Consider the following 18,330-nt stretch of genomic DNA (forward strand, 5'->3'; position numbering starts at 1 on the left):
AAGGAAAATAACTTGGTCAGCACCATTTTCATAATGAAACTAGTTTGACATTACAGAAATTTCTCTATCTTCCTTGCCTTCGCTCATTGTTTTACTATGAAAATCTCCTTTCTTCTATCTTTTCAAATACAAAAACTGCAGAAATCAATTCAAGAAGAGAGTGATTTCTGCAGTGATCGAGCCTCGGCTCTTTTTTTATTGTCTTACAGCCTCATTAGAGGCAAAGCGTTTTGAAAAATGTTGTTCTAATCGCTTTTGCCCGGCTTCAATCAAAATGCACAACAGCCAATAAATGATGGCAACTAGCACATACATGGACATGTAATCAAAGGTTCGTCCGCCAACGATCTTAGCTTTTTGAAAAATATCAGGAATCGTGATCATTGCTGCCAAGGAGGTTCCTTTCAACAAATCCATTGCCACATTACTCAATGCCGGTACAGAAATACGAAAGGCTTGTGGCAAAATAATTAGACGCATCGTTTTCGTAAAGGATAACCCTAACGCATAGGCAGCATCAAATTGCCCACGATCCACACCAGCAATTGATCCTCGGTAGATTTCCCCGATAAATGCGCTGCTGGTCAATGTAAAACAGATGATCGCAGCACTAAGCGCCGACAATTGATAAGGCAAGCCAAAATACAGTAGGAACAGCAAGACCAACGCTGGGACGCCTCTTAGAAATGAGAGGTAGCCCCGCACGAACCCTTTAATGATGGGGTTTTCCAGCATCCCTAAGAAGGTGAGTGTGATCCCTAATACGTTGCCTCCTAGAAACGAAACGACAGCAATGCCGACCGTATAGGACAAGCCCGACAGCAAATAGGGCAATGACTCCCACATCAACGGCAAATCAAGGGTTGGAATATACATTAGTCTGTTTCAACCGTTTGGATCGCTTGATCAGATTTTACTGAAATATCGGTTTGAAAATACGTTTCCGCAAGTTCTTTTAAACGGCCGTCTTCTTTCATTTCTGCTAAAACAGCATCCACTTTTTCCTGCAATGCTTGATGATCTTTCACAAATAAGAAGCCCGTTTCATTCGGATTAAAGTAGACATCTTCCAAAATTTTTACAGGGATATCTGGCAAAGCAGCGACTGCCATTTTTTGCAAATAATAATCATTCAAGATCACATCCGTTCGACCATTCGCAACATCTGTCAAATACTGATCATTCGTTGCGTTGTCGTAAGTCACTAATTCTGCCCCATAGGATTCGGCTAAGCGCATGTAGCTGGTATTCGGTTCACCAGCAGCTTTTTTGCCATCCAAATCTTCTAAAGAAGCAATCCCAGAGTCATCACTTTTACGCACGATCATACTATCGAACGAGTATTTAATAGGCGTTGAGAGACTGAATTTTTCCGCCCGTTCATCTGTCAAACCAAAATCGTTGGCAGCAAAATCGGCTTCTCCACGTGTTAAAGAAGAAACTTGTCCATCGACATTGTACTCTTTAAATGTGATCTCTACGCCTAATCGTTTGGCGACTTCTTTTGCCACATCGACATCATAGCCCACTAATTCATTTTCATCGTTATAGTAAGACGATGGATACAAGGTTCCCGAAGTAGCAACAACCAATGTTTTGGCTTCTTCCACCTTGCTTAAACTGGTGTCTTCTTCCGTTGGTTTGCTGCAGGCACTTAACAAGACTCCCGCAAATAAACCTAAAAAGCCAACCATTGCAACGATTTTCCCTTTTCTAACTTGTTTCATAATATCCTCCTCTTAGTCTCCTTGTTTTGGCAACAGAAATCGTTGCTGTGTTTCAAATAAATAGCCGACTTGGAAAAGTAGATCTTCTCTGCCTTTAGACGCCATAAATTGGATCCCTAGCGGCAACCCTTCCTCACTAAGAGCAGTTGGCAAGCTGATGGCTGGCTGCCCCGTTAAATTGGCTAATTGAGTGTAAGGTGTCAGAGCATAGCTCTTGGCAAACATTTCTTCGATCAACTCACCCGCAGCATTTTTTCCAAGCGTCTCGATCTCATGCAGTCTTTGGCGTATGCTATCGCTTTGTAAGTCTTCCTCAATCAAAGGGGCTGGATAAGCCGTCGTCGGGGTCAAAAAGAGATCATAGGTCGAAAAGACTTCTTCCATTTTTTCTGCCAGCTGATCCCACCACTGCAAGGCAAGAACGTAATCGGCGGCAGGCAGTTTTTTGCCATATTGGTAAAGTGCCCAGGTCATCAATTCCATCCCTTCCCGTCTGACCGGTACTTGACGAGCAGCATCGATCTCAGCAAACATCGCGGCTGTTTCGCCGCCATTCATGGCGTAATAAGTGGTCATCATTTGCTGACCATCCACTGGATAGCCCACTTCAACGACTTCATGCCCCTGCTTTTCTAAAAATGTGGCTGCACTTCGCACTGCTTGGATGGCAGTTTCAGACACTTGGCCACCGGTCGGCGATGCGGTAGTAAAAGCAACCTTCAACCGCGGTTTTTGACTCGCTTGCTGATGATGCCATTCTACTTGCGGTGCCTGATAAGGGGCAGTCGGCTGTGACGTCCGCAACGCATAAAACAATTGTTCCGTATCACGCATGGAAAGCGTCAACGCAAAGTTGATGGAAGCGCCTTGCCAGCTGCGCCATTCACTAGGACCCACAGGCATCGTACCACGGGTTGGCTTCAAACCGATCAATCCGCTAAAGGATGCTGGAATGCGGATCGATCCGCCGCCATCACTGGCACCCGCAATCGGAAACATCCCCGAAGCCACTGCCGCTGCCGCACCACCACTGGAACCACCGGCTGAATAGGCAGGATTCCACGGATTACGTGTAGGCCCATATAATGTTGGATCAGTAATATTTTTGAATCCAAATTCTGGTGCATTGGTTTGCCCTAACGGCACAAAGCCTGCCTCTTCTAAACGGGAGACAAAATGAGCCGTGCGGCTGGCTCGTGCATTTGCAAACAGTTTGGCTCCTGACGTTGCTGGCCACCCTGCTTTGGTTTGGCCGAGTATTTTTAACGGCATGGGTTGTCCCCCAAAAACCGTTTTTTGAAGATGCTGCTCGTAATGCTGGATCGCTGCTTGCGGATCAAATGTTACAAGCGCATTCAAAAGCGGATTTTGTTGATTGACTTTTTCTTCGATCATCGCCACCCGCTCTGCAAAACTGATTTGTCCTTGCCGCAATTGTTCCGCCCAATAGGTCGCATCTTGCATGCTTGCCCCTCCTTTTTCTCAAACCCTCAAACAATTATCTAAACTGTAACACACGAAAAATTCTTCTTTATATAGACTACAATATACCAAACACTAGGAAATCTTTCAACAAAAATAGAACAGTTTTTAAACCTGTATCACATCATTATCAAACGTTCCAATCTTTTTACTACTGGCTGTCGACCAACGCTTCTTCTTAGCTGCCCGAATCATAACCTAACAAAAACGGCACATCGCCAAACGATGTGCCGTTTTGATTTACTTGTATTTTTCTTCCAGCTTGCTCATCCAAAGACCTAACCAAGCCCCCAAGACAAACAAGATAATTCCGATGACGGCCGTTACCCAAGTAAAGCCGCTATAGTTTGCCACCGGAGGAATCACGATCAATATCGTTGAGGCAATAACGATCCCTAAAATGAAGTGATAGACTTTTGAATGATAATGGGTCAATAGCCACTCCATCAATTTCGAAAACAGCAGCATCACTGCCAAGCCGCCAATGGCGATCGGTAGAAAGACACCCATGATGTCAAAGCTCTTAAAGCCTTTCAACATCGGATCATAAAGTCCCAAAACGAGCAAAAGGTTTGAAGGACTCAAGCCGGGAACCAAAACACCTAACGCGATCAGACCGCCGGCGATCACAAAACCTATGAAATTGGCAGGGATCGTTCCTAAGATATCGCCCATAAAATAGAGGAACAAGAAGCCGATGACCATACTGCCGAAGAACCAAATCAAATCACCGGTTGTCCGTTTGCTTTTCAAGGTCGATTCTTTAGCAAGTGCTGGTAACGTCCCAATAATTGCCCCCGCAAAGCCCCACAAAACGATGATTTGATAGTTTTGCAGCAGCCACTCTAATGGCTTTGATAAAAGCCCGATCCCTACGATTCCCCCGATCCCTACTGGCAGGAAAAAGAGGAGATTCTCTTTAAAATTCTTCGTCAGATGTGCCATAAAGCGCAGCATCCGCTCATAAATGCCTAAGATGGCTGCCAATACGCCACCTGAAACACCAGGCAAGATAAAGCCCAAGGCAATCACCACGCCTTTAAGAAAACGTGACAAAATACTTTCGTTTCTCTGTTTTTCCATTTACAATTGCTCTCCTTAGCGATGGTTTTCACCAATCGTTCTTTTTTCATCAATCCCTTTAACTATACTTGATTGCCAAAAAAATGGAAAGTAATTTCTAATTCCTCATACAAAGACAGATTTCAAAGTTCTTTCAGCATCAAGAAATCCGTCTGCTCATCATCCCCCATAAAAAAGGAGTGACTGCCAACTCTTTCAAAGCCCATCGTATGATAAAAAGCCAACGCATTGTCGTTAAATTCCCAAACGCCTAACCAGATCGACTTTTTCTGCAGCTCTTTGGCGGTCTCTTGGGCAAACAGCAGCAGTGTTTTGCCATAGCCTCTGCGCTTATGTTCTTTTTTGATATAGATTCGTTCAATTTCCAACCCCTCTGGGGCAATCGCTTCCGTTTGCGCCTCACCCCAGTTAAGTTTGATATATCCTACGGTTTGATCATTTTCTTGTAAAAAATAAAACGCCGATTGCGGATTTTCTAACTCTCGGGTCAGTTTCGGCAGATTGTAGGCTTCTTCTAGATAGATACGAGTATTTTCCTCCGTATTGAAAGGAGCAAATGTATCGTAATAGGTGGATACGCTGATTTCTCCCAATTCTTCTAAATCTGCCAAAGTACATCGTTTGATAGCCATCAAAACGCCTCCTCATTTTTTCAAGCTATTCTATCACATCTCCATCATCCCTTGCAAAAGCAAAAAGGACAGACAGCTTTCCCCACTGTCCGTCCTTTCATAGACTTACTCTTTTATAACCAAGAGCCAGAAAACTGATGGATCACCATCGTACTCGGATCTTCCTCGACCTCACCAGTGATATAGCTTTTTGGTGAAAACGTCATTTGCGGGAAGATTTCTACACCCTTAACGGTTTGTCGTTGATTATTCAATTCTAATCCGTGGTTTTGCAACAGTTCCGTCACTCGGATCACATTGGTGACGACATCTTCCGTTTTTTCTGCCCGGACAAATTTTCGGTCATCGTAATCGTGGTACCATTCTTCCATAAAGGGATGATGCGGCACCGCTCCAATGATCCCAGTAGAAATCTTGGTTTCGATCTCAAAGCCCATAAATGCCTCCAGTGTCAAGAGCTCATCTAAAGGTTTGACCACCTCGATATCGGTATCCATATAAATACCGCCTTCTGTCACTAACGCATACAAACGAACCACATCTGACACAAAGGCCCATTCTTCTTGGTCATAGGCCTCTTTTAGATAAGGACCGAATTTTGAAAGGTCGATCGTTGATTCATCCCAACGTTTGATCTCATAATCCGGACAATATTTTTTCCAGGTATCCATGTATTTCTTTTCTTGTTCACCTAATGGATTGCCGCCAAACCAGCAATAATGAATAATTTTTGGAATCATCAATCTCTCTCCTTTAGTTTATTGGTCTCTTTTAAGTGTAGCTGATTTTGCAATTGTTTCAAAATCATATACACTTTTTTCAGCGAAAGCAGTTGCTCCTGCTCCTGGGCATGATCAGAAAAATCCATTAAAAAAAGCACCAGAATCAGCGATTCTAGCGCCTTTTTGAGGGATTACTTATAAATAGCGATTGTCCCGTAAAACGGCTTTTTTAATATCTGCCACCGTTTGCGTCCCCGCAAGCTGCATGACCATCTCCAATTCTTTTTTGAAGAAATCAAAGACTTGTTGAACACCGGTAGCACCACCTAGAGCCAACCCATAGATCACTGGGCGGCCGATCGCCACTAGATCTGCTCCGCAAGCAATCGCTTTAAAGACATGCTGTCCTCGCCGTACCCCGCTATCAAAGACGATCGGCGCCCGACCTGCCACTGCTTCAGCCACGATCTGTAAGGAATCAAAGGAAGCTGGACCACCATCCAATTGGCGTCCCCCGTGATTTGAGACCCAAATCCCTTGTGCACCTGCCCCTAAAGCTCGTTCCACATCTTCTTCTGATTGCACCCCTTTGACATAAACTGGCAAGTCAGATTCTTTGGCGATAAAAGCGACATCCTGGGGACTTAATTTTTGTTTTGAGGAGCCGTAAACGGCATCCATCGTTTGTCCGATCCCTGATTGATAGGCCTGAACGATCGGCATTGCCAACGGAAAGGTGAAGCCATTGCGGCGATCCGTTTCTCGATTGCCCCCCACAGTTGCATCTGCGGTCAAAACGATCGCTTTGGCGCCATTGCGTTTTGCCATCGCCAAGATGTCTTTATTGATGCCATCGTCTTTACTCATATAAAATTGGAACCACTGCGGCGCTTCTTGGCCACCAGCTGCTCGGATTTCTTCCAACGTACAAGAGGCATACGAACTCGCCGTATAGATCGTGCCAAAACGTGAAACCCCTTTGGCTGACGCTTGTTCTGCCGCAACATTTGCTAAGCCGTGGGCGGCAACAGGCGCCATAATGATTGGCGCTGACAACGTATCACCGCCAAAGGACAACGTTGTGTCCGGTAATTCAATGTCCTTTAAGACATGAGGAATGATCAATTTGTGATTGAAGGCGCGTTCATTTTCTTGATAGGTAAAAATATCCCCCGCACCACTGCTGATATAGCCATACCCACCTTTAGGAATCACTTCCTCTGCCGCGATCTCCAAATCGCGCATATTGATAAAATCGATTGCTCCTTCTGCGGTACTTGCTTGATAAATTTTTTCCATGCCTTTCCCTACTCTCCAATAAGATAACGTTTACATTTTCATCCTACCCCTGATTGCAGGATCACGCAACTCATTCGCTCACTCCTACTCAACACGCTGCTTTTACTTTCCCACTCAAGACAGCCCTCCATTTGAGTGGGCTGAATTATTTTTATGTTCGTGAGAAATATTCTGCCAACAACAACGGCTGAATCGTTGGATATGTCCAGTTGGCAGGCGGCTCTGCCATTACATAGATTGCCTCGATTTCTGAGGTCAATTCATCCTGCAAGTCCGTGATCTGGGCTTCAAACACCAAGCCGTAATCGGTCTCCCCGTCTTTTTCTACCCCATAGATAAATAACGGCTCTAGGGTAAAGTGCTTAGCGCCTGTTTCTTCTTTTAATTCACGGGCAGCACACTCTGTGATGCTTTCTCCTAGTTCTCGCTTGCCTCCAGGGATCTCCAATGTGTCTCGTTCTTTGTGTTTGACATAGACGAACTTTTCTTGGTACTTGCTGATGATCACGGCAAAAACTAGCTGCTCTTCTGCGATCTTTTCAAGCTCGAATATCGTTACGTTACTCATTTTTCTCTTTCCTTTCAAAAAAGCAGACATGCTTCTAAAATAAACAGTCGTTAAATCAAAAAAAGTGCTGATCCCTTATGGAAAGGGTCAGCACTTGCAACTTATTACTCTTCTTCTTCCGCCATGAATGTGTTGAAGACTTCTTCAATCATATCCCATTCTGCTTCTGTTTCGATCTGTTCTAATTCACCTTCAGAACCGTCTTCGTTTTCAATATAAGCGTACGCTTGTAATTCAACGTCTTCTTCTTCTGGTACGCCTGCTGGATAAAGCAAGACGTAGTTGCGGCCGAATTCTTCCGTACCGTCAACCGTTAATAGAATTTCGTATAAGGTTTCATTTCCTTGATCATCGATTAAAGTAATGTGTTCATGTCCTTCATGATCGTGATCGTGGTTATGATCGTGTGTATGTTCTGACATTTATTTTCCTCTTTTCTGTAAATTAAAACAGCTGTTTCCCAGCACCATCTAAATAATTCTGCAAAATCATGACTGCTGCTAATTTATCAATCACTTTTTTTCGTTTGGCACGCGATGTATTCGCCTGTTCTACCAGCATTCGTTCTGCTTGAACGGTCGTCAGACGTTCGTCTTGGTAAACGACCGGCAAACCGAATTGCTGTTCGATCGCTGCGCCGTAAGCCATAGAAGCTTCCGCTCTAGGTCCGATCGTATTATTCATATTTTTAGGTAGTCCTACCACAAAACGTGAGACTTCATATTCTTTCACCAATTCAGCAAGTCGATCATAACCGAAATTGCCTTCATCTTCATTGATGCGAATGATCTCGATCCCTTGTGCTGTCCAGCCCATTGGGTCACTGACCGCCACGCCGACTGTCCGCGAACCAACATCCAATCCCATGATTCTCATTATAGGTTGATCCCGTGATTGCCTAAATAATAACGGATCAGAACTTCCATGATCTCATCCCGTTCGTGACGACGAATCAAATTCCGGGCATCCCGATAACGAGGAATGTAAGCCGGGTCGCCAGAAAGGAGATAACCGACGATTTGATTGATCGGATTGTATCCTTTTTCCTCTAATGCTCGGTAGACGATAGCTAATGTTTCGCTGACTTCTTTTTTACGGCTATCATCAAAATCAAAGCGAACTGTTTCATCTGTAAAACCCATTTCACGACACCTCTCTTTTGTATAGATTTTAGCATATGTTCCTACTATATTGTACTAAACGTTTGATAAAACTACAAACATATGCTTAGATTTTCTCCATTATAACAAAGGTTTATGATGTTTTTATGAACTTTCTTAAAAAAAGCTAGAAAGCGCGATAGACATACTGGTTTTCTGGTGCTTCAATCGTCTTCTCTTGGTCTGCTACCACCATCGGCAAGTCCCGTTTGAAGGGTTGATAGTACTTCGATTGGATCGTCCCTTCCACGTGGAGCCACTGGTTATTTTCTGCCGTTGTTTGTTGCGGTAATTCCACTCGCAAGCCAAAAACGCCTGAATCAGCCACACAATGGATAATGCCAAAACGAAACAAAAAGATTTCATTGGCATCATCTTGATCTGCATGGTACACAAATCCATCATAGGTGATTTTCTTGCCAATAAATTCGCTCGGGTACGTATAGATCAACTCCATGACTTCCAAGTAATTTTCTTCCGTTACCGCAATCGTCTCATCTTTGGCGTAACGTGCCAATGCTGCATCCATCTGAGTGTCATAATCTTCTTTGTTAAAATAAAGACTTGTATCGGGTTTCAGATATTGGGTCGTCATTTCTGGATCCCCCACAGATTCTTCACTTAGGGGGAAATTAAACCCTTTTGCTTCAACGATCGTCGTATCCAAGCTAACGGTGGGGAAAAAGAGACCCACGATGATCGGTAAGGCTAATAGAAAATACGCAATCACTCGTTGGTGTTTTTTCTCTAATCCATGCTGGTGCTCATCGTCATGATGATGCTCGGGCTCTTGTTTGACCCAAAAATACAGCTGGACCAAAGCCAATAATAAAGAAATGATCATGGATAAAATAGCGAGATAGCGATAATGAATGTTGATAAACTGATTGAGTTTACCCGTCACTTGCAAATACATCATCAATTCAAAATAGCCTGATAAGATCAAAAAACGAACCATTTTTTACACCACCCATGCATAAATTGAAACGACGATTGCGACTAAACCAACTAAAGAAGCGATAAAACGCCCCGAAAAGTACCGCTTCATCATCAACAGGTTTTTAATATCTACCATTGGACCAAAAACCAGGAAACCGACGACTGGTCCAGTGCCGAATAAACTCAACAACGAAGAGCCGATAAAGGCATCTGCTTCGGAACATAGGGATAACGTTAATGCCAACAGCAGCATGACGAAGACCGCTAACAGCTTCGTGGAGCCTAATGTCAGCATCAAACCAGTTGGCAGATAGGTCTGCATCGCTGAGGCGATCAACGCACCAATGATCAAATAACGCCCAGTATCGAAAAACTCATCCAAACTATGCTGCAGCAAATGACGAATCTGCCGAAGGAGCGGATGACTGCTCTTTTCCGTTTGATGGTGGGCGTGATCATGCCCCTGAAGGTGTGGGTGAGCTGCCTGCTCATTCCCGCCACTTAATTGATTGGCAAGCCGTGTTTTTAAGATCTCTTGTTTGTTAAAATACGCCAGCCAGATCCCCACGACCATTGCGACCAATAAGCTGCCTAGTACACGCAAAAAGGCGAACTTCGCGGAATTTCCAAAGGCAATGAATGTAGAAAAAATCACGATAGGATTGATGATCGGTGCAGTCAGCATAAAGGCAAACGCCGTATACACTGGCACCTCTTTTTTTACGAACTGATTAACGATCGGTACGATCCCACATTCGCAGGAAGGAAAAAAGACCCCCAGACCACAACCAACTGTGATCGATGCCAATTTGTTTTTTGGTAAGAGCCTCTTGACTCTTTCTGGCGTCAAGAAGACTTGTAAGGCACCTGAGATCAAGCAGCCCAATAGGACAAACGGCAAGGCTTCAATGACGATAGATAAAAAAATAACACTCATTTGCAGGACAGAATTCGGTAATGCCTGAAACATAACTTTAACCTTCTTTATCAATAAATTCGAAACGCTGGAATTACTATACGTTTTTTCCTTTTTTTATACAACGTTTTTTTTAAAGCAGCCTATTTTTTTAATCGTTGCTTTAGATTTCCCTTATCTTTGAATCCTTCTTACTCACCTAAGCGATCAGCTGCTAGCAGATATTTTGACTTTTCCTCAAGAACAGCGTACATTTTCCATGGAGGAATGACTTATGCAAAAAAATCAACCGATCCAAGATCAGCTCGCCCAACAACCGTTGGCACTACTCTATCTCTCTCAACCGAATTGCAGTATTTGTGTTGCAGACAAACCACGCATCCAAAAACTGGCACAAACCCAGCAACTCCCCCTATTTACCATCAACACGCTGGCAGAGCCAGAAGCAGCCAGTCTATTTTCGGTCTTGACGGTTCCCGTCGTCCTCTTGTTCGCGAATGGGAAAGAAGTGCATCGTGAAGCCCGCATCATCGATTTCACACGTTTGACTCAACAAATCTTGCGGTATCAAGAAGCGCTCACAAGCGTTGAAGAGCAAGATTCCTATGAATCACTTTTTGACCAGTTAGACGAGTAAGTTCAGTGAATGAAAGCAACAAAAAAGCTGTCAGATCGTTGTATATACTACGATCTGGCAGCTGTTTTGCTGGTTCCTATTTATGTGATGCGATTATTCGCTTAGTGATGGTTCTTCTACTGGTTCTTCATGGGACAAGACGTTGCCTGAATGCAAGAAATAAATCAATGTTTGCAATTCATTGGTTAAGTCAACGTTTTGAATCAGCACGCCTTTTGGTGCAGTGATCCGTGCAGGTGTAAAGTTCAAGATTCCTTTAATGCCAGCTTTCACAAGCTCGTTCACTAAATCTTGCGAATGTTGTGCGGGAACCGTCAAGATAGCCACATCGATCTGCTGGATCTTCACTTGTTCCTTCATGTCATCCATTGGATAGACCGGCACACCATCTACGATTCGACCAACTAGATCTTCGTTGACATCAAATGCAGCACTGATCCGAATGCTGTTGCTTTGGTGAAATTTGTATTTCAACAAGGCGCTCCCCAAGTTTCCGACACCGACTAAAGCTACATTCGTCATGTGGTCTTCGTTCAATGTCTTCGCAAAGAACTGCATCAAGCTTTCAACGTCATAGCCATAGCCGCGTTTTCCTAATTCACCAAAGTAGGAAAAGTCGCGGCGGATCGTCGCACTATCAACTTGAACAGCTTCACTTAGTTCGGTCGAAGAAACTTTTAATTTGCCAGCTTGGTGCAAAATACGCAAGTAACGATAATATAAAGGCAATCGCTTCGCTGTTGCCTTTGGAATTTGATGATCTTTCAAAGAATACTCCCCCATTGTGAAAAATTCACTTGTGATGAAGCTATCATAACAAATACATTGTTCAAAAATCAATTTGAATGCTCATAATTTGAAATATAAATTTTATAATGGTAAAATCAAACTTTTTCCCAATCGCCGTTTCCCCTAAAATATGATAGACTTGTAGTATTGCAACCTTGATACAGACAAGTTTCTTAAAGATAGGAATGACATACACATGATTTTATTACAAGCCAACCAAATCGCCCGTCTTTTCGGAGCCGAGGTTTTATTTGAAAATATCCAATTAGAGATTGCCAGCAATTCCCGAATCGCGCTTGTTGGGCGCAACGGTGCTGGTAAATCAACGCTACTGAAAATTATTGCTGGACTCGAAAGTCCTGATAAAGGAACGATTGCTAAAAACAAGACCGCTACGATGGGCTACTTAGCTCAAGATACCGGACTTGATAGTCAGGCCACCGTATGGGAAGAAATGCTGGGAGCTTTTGCAACGGTTCGGCAGATGGAGCAGCGCATGCGTACCTTAGAGATCGCCATCTCCGAAGCACATCCTGCTGCTGACTCTGGCAATCTCCTGAAAGAATACGACCAATTGCAGCATGAATTTGCAGAAAAAAACGGCTATGGCTATGAAAATGAGATTCGCTCCGTCTTGCACGGTTTTCAGTTTGATCCTTCTTTTTACACGCAAGCCATCAATACCCTTTCTGGTGGTCAAAAAACCCGCTTGGCACTAGCAAAAATGCTGCTGCAAAAACCTGATATCTTGATCCTCGATGAACCGACCAACCATTTAGACATCGAAACGTTATCTTGGTTGGAAAACTATCTACAAGGATATGCCGGTGCGTTGCTGATCGTTTCCCATGACCGTTACTTCCTAGACAAAGTCGTCAACGAAGTCTACGAACTGAGTCGTCAAAAAATGCGCCACTACAAAGGCAATTACAGCCGCTATTTGACCCTGAAAGCGGAGCAGCTGCAAAGTGAATGGAAAGCCTTTGAAAAGCAGCAAGAAGAAATCAATAAACTGGAAGACTTTGTTGCCCGCAACCTTGTCCGTGCGTCTACCACCAAACGCGCGCAAAGTCGCCGTAAGCAATTAGAGAAAATGGATCGGCTGGATCGCCCGCAAGGAGATGAAAAATCCGCCCACTTCCTTTTTTCTATTGAAAAGCCTTCAGGAAATGTTGTGATGCAAGTAGAAAATGCCGCTATCGGTTATTCTGAAGAAGAAGTTTTATCGGCGCCCATCGACTTAGATGTTCGGCGCAAAGATGCGATCGCTTTAGTGGGACCGAATGGGATCGGCAAATCAACCTTACTGAAATCGCTGATTCATAAAATCCCCTTTATTCAAGGAAAGGTCCATTTTGGCGCCAATGTCTCAATCGGGTACTATGACCAAACCCAATCCGATCTGCACTCAACCAAAACGATCCTCCATGAGCTTTGGGATGACCACAGTACCACACCTGAAGTCGAGATTCGCAATATATTAGGCAGCTTCTTATTTTCGGGAGAAGATGTTGAAAAGCCGATCACGCTGTTAAGCGGTGGCGAAAAAGCCCGTGTCGCTTTGGCAAAATTAGCCATGGACCATGACAATTTCTTGATTTTGGATGAGCCAACCAACCATTTAGACATCGACAGCAAAGAAGTCTTAGAAAATGCGCTGATCGATTATGAAGGCACTTTGTTCTTCGTATCTCATGACCGCTACTTTATCAATCGAATCGCCACCAAGGTCGTGGAACTGTCTGAAAACGGCAGCAAGCTCTATCTCGGCGATTACGATTATTATTTAGAAAAGAAACAAGAAGAAGCTGAGATCGCAGCAATGTTGGAAGCAAAAACAACCGAAACCACCCTCTCAGCGGGCAAGCAAAACTTTGTCCAAAGCAAGGAACAGCAAAAAGCCGTTAGAACCTTACAGCGAAAAGTCACCCAAATCGAAGAAGAACTTGCCGCAATAGAAGAAACGATCCAACAACTGGAACAAGACATGACCGCACCAGATGCGTTGAATGATCATGTCAAATTGACCGCGTTGAATCAAGCGTTAGAACAAGCCCGCACTGAACAAGAAGCTCTACTAGAAGCATGGGAAAATACTAGCTTAGAACTAGAAGCATTTGACAGTTGATCGAGGAATCGGTCTGTAGGCCGATGACAAGCGCCCCCTCCTTTGTTTTACTTAAAAGAACAGGATGAATACGTACGATTCGTAAAACAAGGAGGGAAAAATGCAAAAACAGACAGATGTTTATCGAAAGCGTCGGCCAATGGTTGTTTTGGCAGGATTGGTGTTGATTTGGATAGGGTTCAATCGAATCTCTCATCACGTGTTGTACGGAGAGTTGTCTGAACACGTGCATACCGTCGTTGCCTATGATGAGAGTTATGACGACGAATATGTTTATTCTCAGGCTATCTTTAGTGATGACATCAATGCTTATTTATGGGAAATGGACATCACGACACCGATTTTCTTGCAGACGAACGAAGATTGGGCTGATAGATCCTATGGCAATGACGGCAGCCAAAGCTTAGCAGAAAACGGCTGTGCGATTGCTTCTCTGGCGATGGTTCAATCCTATCTTGAAGGCTATCCCATTTCGCCACTAGAAGTCCTTGATTGGGCAGGAGATCATTATTACGTTGACGGCCAAGGAACGGACTGGCGGATTTTTTCTGACTTTGCCGATGCAAACGGCTACAACTATTATGATCTTGGCACAGATCTAGCCAGCGTTGAAGCTTACTTGCAACAAAATCATCCCGTCATCGTTTCTGTGACTCCAGGGGAATTTACAGATGGCGGCCATATTATGGTCTTAGGTGGAATGATGGACGATCAAGTGTTTGTCTTAGATCCCAATGATGATCCAGAAAAATCCCATTACGCTATCTATTACACACTAGATGAAATCGCTGATCAAAGCTTGCGCTTTTGGACCTTCAGCTGATTGATCGAAAAAAGTCCCATTGGGGGCTTTTTTCTTTGTCGTCCCGAAAGCAGCAACTGGATCTTACTTTTTTAATAAAAAAACCATTCTTTCTCCCCTTAGGAATCCGCTTTCTATTATAATGGAAGAAAGAAAGGTGTGAAGTCTATGAAAATCGGTATCCCCAAAGAAATCAAGAACAATGAAAATCGAGTGGCCTTGCCGCCCTCCGGAGTCTATGAGTTAGTCCAAGACGGACACGAAGTCTTCGTTGAACAAGGCGCTGGTGCAGGATCAACCTTTTCTGATCAAGCGTATCAGGAAGTCGGCGCTACGATTGCTACCGTTGAAGAGGTTTGGGCCTCTGAATTGGTTATGAAAGTCAAAGAACCTTTACCAGAAGAATACCCCTTTTTGCATGAGGGACTGGTTTTATTCACCTATTTCCACGTAGCCGCCAATCAACAGCTTGCTCAAGCGTTGATCGACAGCAAAGTGATCGCTGTTGCTTATGAGAACGTCCAGCTGGCGAACGGCACCCTGCCTCTGCTATCGCCTATGAGTGAGATCGCTGGAAGAATGTCTGTTCAAATTGGCGCGCAATTTCTCGAAAAAATTTATGGCGGAAAAGGAATCCTGCTTTCAGGTGTTCCCGGCGTCCGTCAAGGTCGGGTTACGATCATTGGTGGTGGCGTCGCCGGTGAGAATGCCGCGAGAGTCGCCGTAGGTCTAGGCGCACAAGTGACGATTTTAGACGTTTCGATCCCACGCTTACAAGAGCTGGATCGACAGTTTTCTGGTCAAGTCCAAACCTTGTATTCCAATCGCTTGAATATCGAACGAACGATCCAATCCGCAGACTTGGTGGTAGGAGCGGTCTTATTGCCAGGACAAAAAGCCCCGTGCTTAGTGACCCGCGAAATGGTGAAACAGATGCCTGAAAAATCCGTGATCGTCGATATTGCCATTGACCAAGGCGGAATTTTTGAGACCGAAGACAAAGTCACCACCCACGACGAGCCAACCTATATCCGGGAAGAAGTTATTCACTATGCAGTGGCGAATATGCCAGGTGCTGTGCCGCAAACGGCAACCATCGCATTGAGCATTGCCACCTTACCGTATGCCCAGCAGCTAGCGAACGATCCTTTAGCAGCGTTGCGAGATAATCAGGCACTTGCCAAAGGGGTCATCGCCTATGAGGGCGCATTTACTTCAAAAGAAGCCGCTCACGATCTGTCATTGCCTTTTACCGATCTATCGGAATTGATTTGAGCCACTCTCCCACAATAAAAACAGCAGCCGCACAAGTAATTCGCGGCTGCTGTTTTGCTTTCTATGAGAATTTCCTTTTTTGGGTAGCATGGGCTTTGGAAGTATGCTATATTCATACTTAAAAAAAATTCGACCTAGACAGGAGGAACACTGTGCTTACTCAACAACAAATCCAAGCATTTCCTAAAGTAGAACTTCACTGCCACCTCGACGGTTCCATTCGTCCAGAAACATTGATAGCCATCGCCAATCAGCAAGAACTACCGATCGAGCAAGACATAGAAGCTGTGAAAGCACAGATGCAAGCCCCCAAGGATTGCCATGACCTGAGGGATTACCTTAGCTGTTTTGATTTCGTTCGGCCGTATCTGCAAACACAAGAAGCGTTAGCTGCCGCCGCCTATGACGTGATGGAACAAGCTGCTCAAGATGGGGTCGCTTATATTGAGATCCGCTTTGCTCCCAGCTTATCGATGGACAAAGGACTTACTTGCAGCCAGACCATCCAAGCCGTGATCGAAGGCATCGCACGAGCAGAAGAACGCTACCCAATCAAAGGCAATGTTTTGGTCATTGGGATGCGTCAAGAAGACCTACCAGCTATTACGGCGATTTTTGATGAAGCGATCGCTCTTACCGATGAAAAAGTAGTCGGCATTGATCTGGCAGGTCCAGAAGAAGATGGGTACGTCCCTGATTTAGCTGCCAGCTATCAAGTGTTCCTCAAGAACCAAAGTGTCCAGCTGACCTTACATGCAGGCGAATGTGGCTGTGTGCAAAACATTTATCAAGCCATCGAAAGCGGTGCGCAGCGGATTGGCCACGGCATCGCCTTAAAAGGAGATCCTACTGCTCAAGCATTTGTTCGAGAACAAAATCGCTGTATCGAAGGCTGTCCTACCAGCAATGTTCATACGCGTGCGATTCCCACATACTCGGCATACCCATTAAGAGAATGGCTGGAGGCCAAGATCCCTTTTTGTTTGAACACCGATAACCGAACGGTCTCAAACACGACATTGACCAATGAATACCTACAAATGGCTCATCATTGCGACATGACCGAATCAGAGATGCGCTTCTTAAACGAAACTGCCGCTCAGCATTCCTTTGCTGAAGCTGCCGACAAAGCGGTACTCTTGAAAAAAATTCAAGAATGGCAATTCTAATAAACATGGACGCTAGTGATCCCCACTGGCGTCCATGTTTTCTTTCCTTCACGCAAAGAAGAGCCGATCGATCCGTGTTAACCCCAAAGCATCGATTTCTAAAAGAGCTCTTTCGTAAATTTCTGTATTCGTTAAAGCCGCACTCTCGTGGGCATCGATCCCAATAATACAAGAGCAGCCGACTTCCTTGGCGATCTTCCAAAATTCAGGATGCGGATAGCCACCGTTCGTATAGCCTGCCAAATTATACTCCAACGGCAGCTGATACTCTTTGGCTTTTTCACATAAGCGGTAGGCAACTTCTTCACAATGAGAATCGAAGGTTTTATAGCCCCGCATGAACACATCTGGGTGTGCCATATAAGCAAAAATTTCTGATTCAATTCCCTGTAAAGAAACACGGAGATAATCTTTGATCGCTTTTACCGAATCCCCGGGTGTATGGTCGTAATAGTGATTGCTTTCGATTTCAGGAAAGTGATTGCCAAAAATCAAATAGTCGATCGACAGCCTTTCTTTCTCTGCAACTAGCCAAGGGATCATTGTTTCAAAATATTCACACTCTAATCCTAATTTCACATCGATTTGTCCTTGGTATTTTTCCCTTAAGCTTTTCACCGATGAAACGTAATCTTCCAATTGCGCAACATCCATCCGCATGGGGGAGACATACCCATCCTCAAAGGGCCAGGGACAATGATCAGCGAAGCCAATTTCCTTAAAGCCAGCTTGGATGGCTTTGATCACATAGTCTTCATCAGAATCCCGTGCATGTTTGCATCGAGTTGTGTGGGTATGATAGTTTGCTTTCCACATGGTTATTCACTCCTTCTTATTACATTTAGGTTAATTTGTTTTTGTGATCGCATTTTAGGTACACTCTTCTTGAGGCGCTATCCTTCAAGCCGTTCGCTATTTTACAGAATCCTTTGTAAGCGGAACCATTTTTTCGAAAAATAGTACTAGCTATCAACACCTATCACTTAGCAACTTCCTCATTCT

The 18,330-nt window shown here is 44.3% G+C and carries 20 protein-coding genes; 5 read left to right on the plus strand and 15 right to left on the minus strand.

Translation table 11 applies throughout. The features are described from left to right. Positions 1-195: 195 nt before the first annotated feature. The 13 genes from IGK61_RS13795 to IGK61_RS13855 form a co-directional block, all read right to left on the minus strand. Positions 196-876 (minus strand): amino acid ABC transporter permease, encoded by a 681-nt coding sequence (locus IGK61_RS13795; protein WP_074535510.1) that lies wholly within the window; start codon positions 874-876, stop codon positions 196-198. Next, entirely contained in the window at positions 876-1,727 is an 852-nt protein-coding gene (locus IGK61_RS13800) for a transporter substrate-binding domain-containing protein (RefSeq protein WP_015510211.1), read from the minus strand. The genes IGK61_RS13795 and IGK61_RS13800 overlap by 1 nt, the downstream gene beginning before the upstream one ends. Before the next feature lie 12 nt (positions 1,728-1,739). Then, positions 1,740-3,191: an amidase gene (locus tag IGK61_RS13805; RefSeq protein ID WP_074535509.1), complete on the minus strand. Its 1,452-nt coding sequence runs from the start codon at positions 3,189-3,191 to the stop codon at positions 1,740-1,742. A 258-nt stretch (positions 3,192-3,449) separates the two neighbouring features. Beyond that, positions 3,450-4,292 carry a DUF368 domain-containing protein gene (locus IGK61_RS13810; RefSeq protein ID WP_060793123.1) on the minus strand — a complete coding sequence of 281 codons (843 nt, stop codon included), beginning with the start codon at positions 4,290-4,292 and terminating at the stop codon, positions 3,450-3,452. Between the two features lie 122 nt (positions 4,293-4,414). After that, complete coding sequence (locus IGK61_RS13815; RefSeq protein ID WP_015510214.1) at positions 4,415-4,924, minus strand: GNAT family N-acetyltransferase; 510 nt, start codon at positions 4,922-4,924, stop codon at positions 4,415-4,417. Positions 4,925-5,037: 113 nt separating this feature from the next. Then, positions 5,038-5,664 (minus strand): glycosyltransferase family 32 protein, encoded by a 627-nt coding sequence (locus tag IGK61_RS13820; RefSeq protein WP_010749841.1) that lies wholly within the window; start codon positions 5,662-5,664, stop codon positions 5,038-5,040. 177 nt (positions 5,665-5,841) lie between these two features. After that, complete coding sequence (locus IGK61_RS13825) at positions 5,842-6,945, minus strand: alpha-hydroxy-acid oxidizing protein (RefSeq protein ID WP_010749842.1); 1,104 nt, start codon at positions 6,943-6,945, stop codon at positions 5,842-5,844. A gap of 151 nt (positions 6,946-7,096) precedes the next feature. Next, a complete protein-coding gene (locus IGK61_RS13830; protein WP_074535507.1) occupies positions 7,097-7,513 on the minus strand; it encodes an NUDIX hydrolase in 417 nt (138 codons plus the stop codon). Between the two features lie 104 nt (positions 7,514-7,617). Further along, entirely contained in the window at positions 7,618-7,935 is a 318-nt protein-coding gene (locus IGK61_RS13835; protein WP_005228559.1) for a DUF1292 domain-containing protein, read from the minus strand. Positions 7,936-7,957: 22 nt separating this feature from the next. Then, complete coding sequence (gene ruvX / locus IGK61_RS13840; protein WP_005234242.1) at positions 7,958-8,389, minus strand: Holliday junction resolvase RuvX; 432 nt, start codon at positions 8,387-8,389, stop codon at positions 7,958-7,960. After that, complete coding sequence (locus tag IGK61_RS13845; protein WP_005228556.1) at positions 8,389-8,655, minus strand: IreB family regulatory phosphoprotein; 267 nt, start codon at positions 8,653-8,655, stop codon at positions 8,389-8,391. The genes ruvX and IGK61_RS13845 overlap by 1 nt, the downstream gene beginning before the upstream one ends. 145 nt (positions 8,656-8,800) lie before the next feature. Beyond that, a complete protein-coding gene (locus tag IGK61_RS13850; RefSeq protein ID WP_005228555.1) occupies positions 8,801-9,631 on the minus strand; it encodes a TIGR03943 family putative permease subunit in 831 nt (276 codons plus the stop codon). 3 nt (positions 9,632-9,634) lie between these two features. Next, positions 9,635-10,582 (minus strand): permease, encoded by a 948-nt coding sequence (locus IGK61_RS13855; protein WP_074535506.1) that lies wholly within the window; start codon positions 10,580-10,582, stop codon positions 9,635-9,637. A 220-nt stretch (positions 10,583-10,802) separates the two neighbouring features. Here IGK61_RS13855 and IGK61_RS13860 point away from each other — a divergent pair, with 220 nt between their 5' ends. Next, entirely contained in the window at positions 10,803-11,165 is a 363-nt protein-coding gene (locus tag IGK61_RS13860) for a thioredoxin family protein (RefSeq protein WP_074535505.1), read from the plus strand. Between the two features lie 93 nt (positions 11,166-11,258). On the opposite strand, the gene IGK61_RS13865 is transcribed toward IGK61_RS13860, so the two are convergent. Beyond that, the gene (locus tag IGK61_RS13865; RefSeq protein WP_005228549.1) at positions 11,259-11,933 is read right to left on the minus strand and encodes a redox-sensing transcriptional repressor Rex; all 675 of its coding nucleotides are present in this window, start codon (positions 11,931-11,933) and stop codon (positions 11,259-11,261) included. Positions 11,934-12,150: 217 nt separating this feature from the next. Here IGK61_RS13865 and IGK61_RS13870 point away from each other — a divergent pair, with 217 nt between their 5' ends. The 4 genes from IGK61_RS13870 to add all read left to right on the plus strand — a co-directional run bounded on the left by IGK61_RS13870 (position 12,151) and on the right by add (position 17,328). Further along, positions 12,151-14,082, plus strand: coding sequence for an ABC-F family ATP-binding cassette domain-containing protein (locus IGK61_RS13870; RefSeq protein ID WP_074535504.1), 1,932 nt, complete (start codon positions 12,151-12,153; stop codon positions 14,080-14,082). Between the two features lie 100 nt (positions 14,083-14,182). Then, positions 14,183-14,905 carry a C39 family peptidase gene (locus IGK61_RS13875; RefSeq protein ID WP_074535503.1) on the plus strand — a complete coding sequence of 241 codons (723 nt, stop codon included), beginning with the start codon at positions 14,183-14,185 and terminating at the stop codon, positions 14,903-14,905. A gap of 147 nt (positions 14,906-15,052) precedes the next feature. After that, on the plus strand, positions 15,053-16,159 hold the full coding sequence (gene ald, locus IGK61_RS13880; RefSeq protein ID WP_074535502.1) for an alanine dehydrogenase: 1,107 nt from the start codon (positions 15,053-15,055) through the stop codon (positions 16,157-16,159). A gap of 152 nt (positions 16,160-16,311) precedes the next feature. After that, positions 16,312-17,328, plus strand: coding sequence for an adenosine deaminase (gene add, locus IGK61_RS13885; RefSeq protein ID WP_074535501.1), 1,017 nt, complete (start codon positions 16,312-16,314; stop codon positions 17,326-17,328). Positions 17,329-17,376: 48 nt separating this feature from the next. On the opposite strand, the gene IGK61_RS13890 is transcribed toward add, so the two are convergent. Continuing rightward, complete coding sequence (locus IGK61_RS13890) at positions 17,377-18,144, minus strand: histidinol-phosphatase (RefSeq protein WP_074535500.1); 768 nt, start codon at positions 18,142-18,144, stop codon at positions 17,377-17,379. Between the last annotated feature and the right edge of the window lie 186 nt (positions 18,145-18,330).

The sequence above is a fragment of the Enterococcus sp. AZ063 genome, from assembly GCF_051715045.1.
In the GTDB taxonomy this organism is placed as follows: domain Bacteria; phylum Bacillota; class Bacilli; order Lactobacillales; family Enterococcaceae; genus Enterococcus_D; species Enterococcus_D casseliflavus.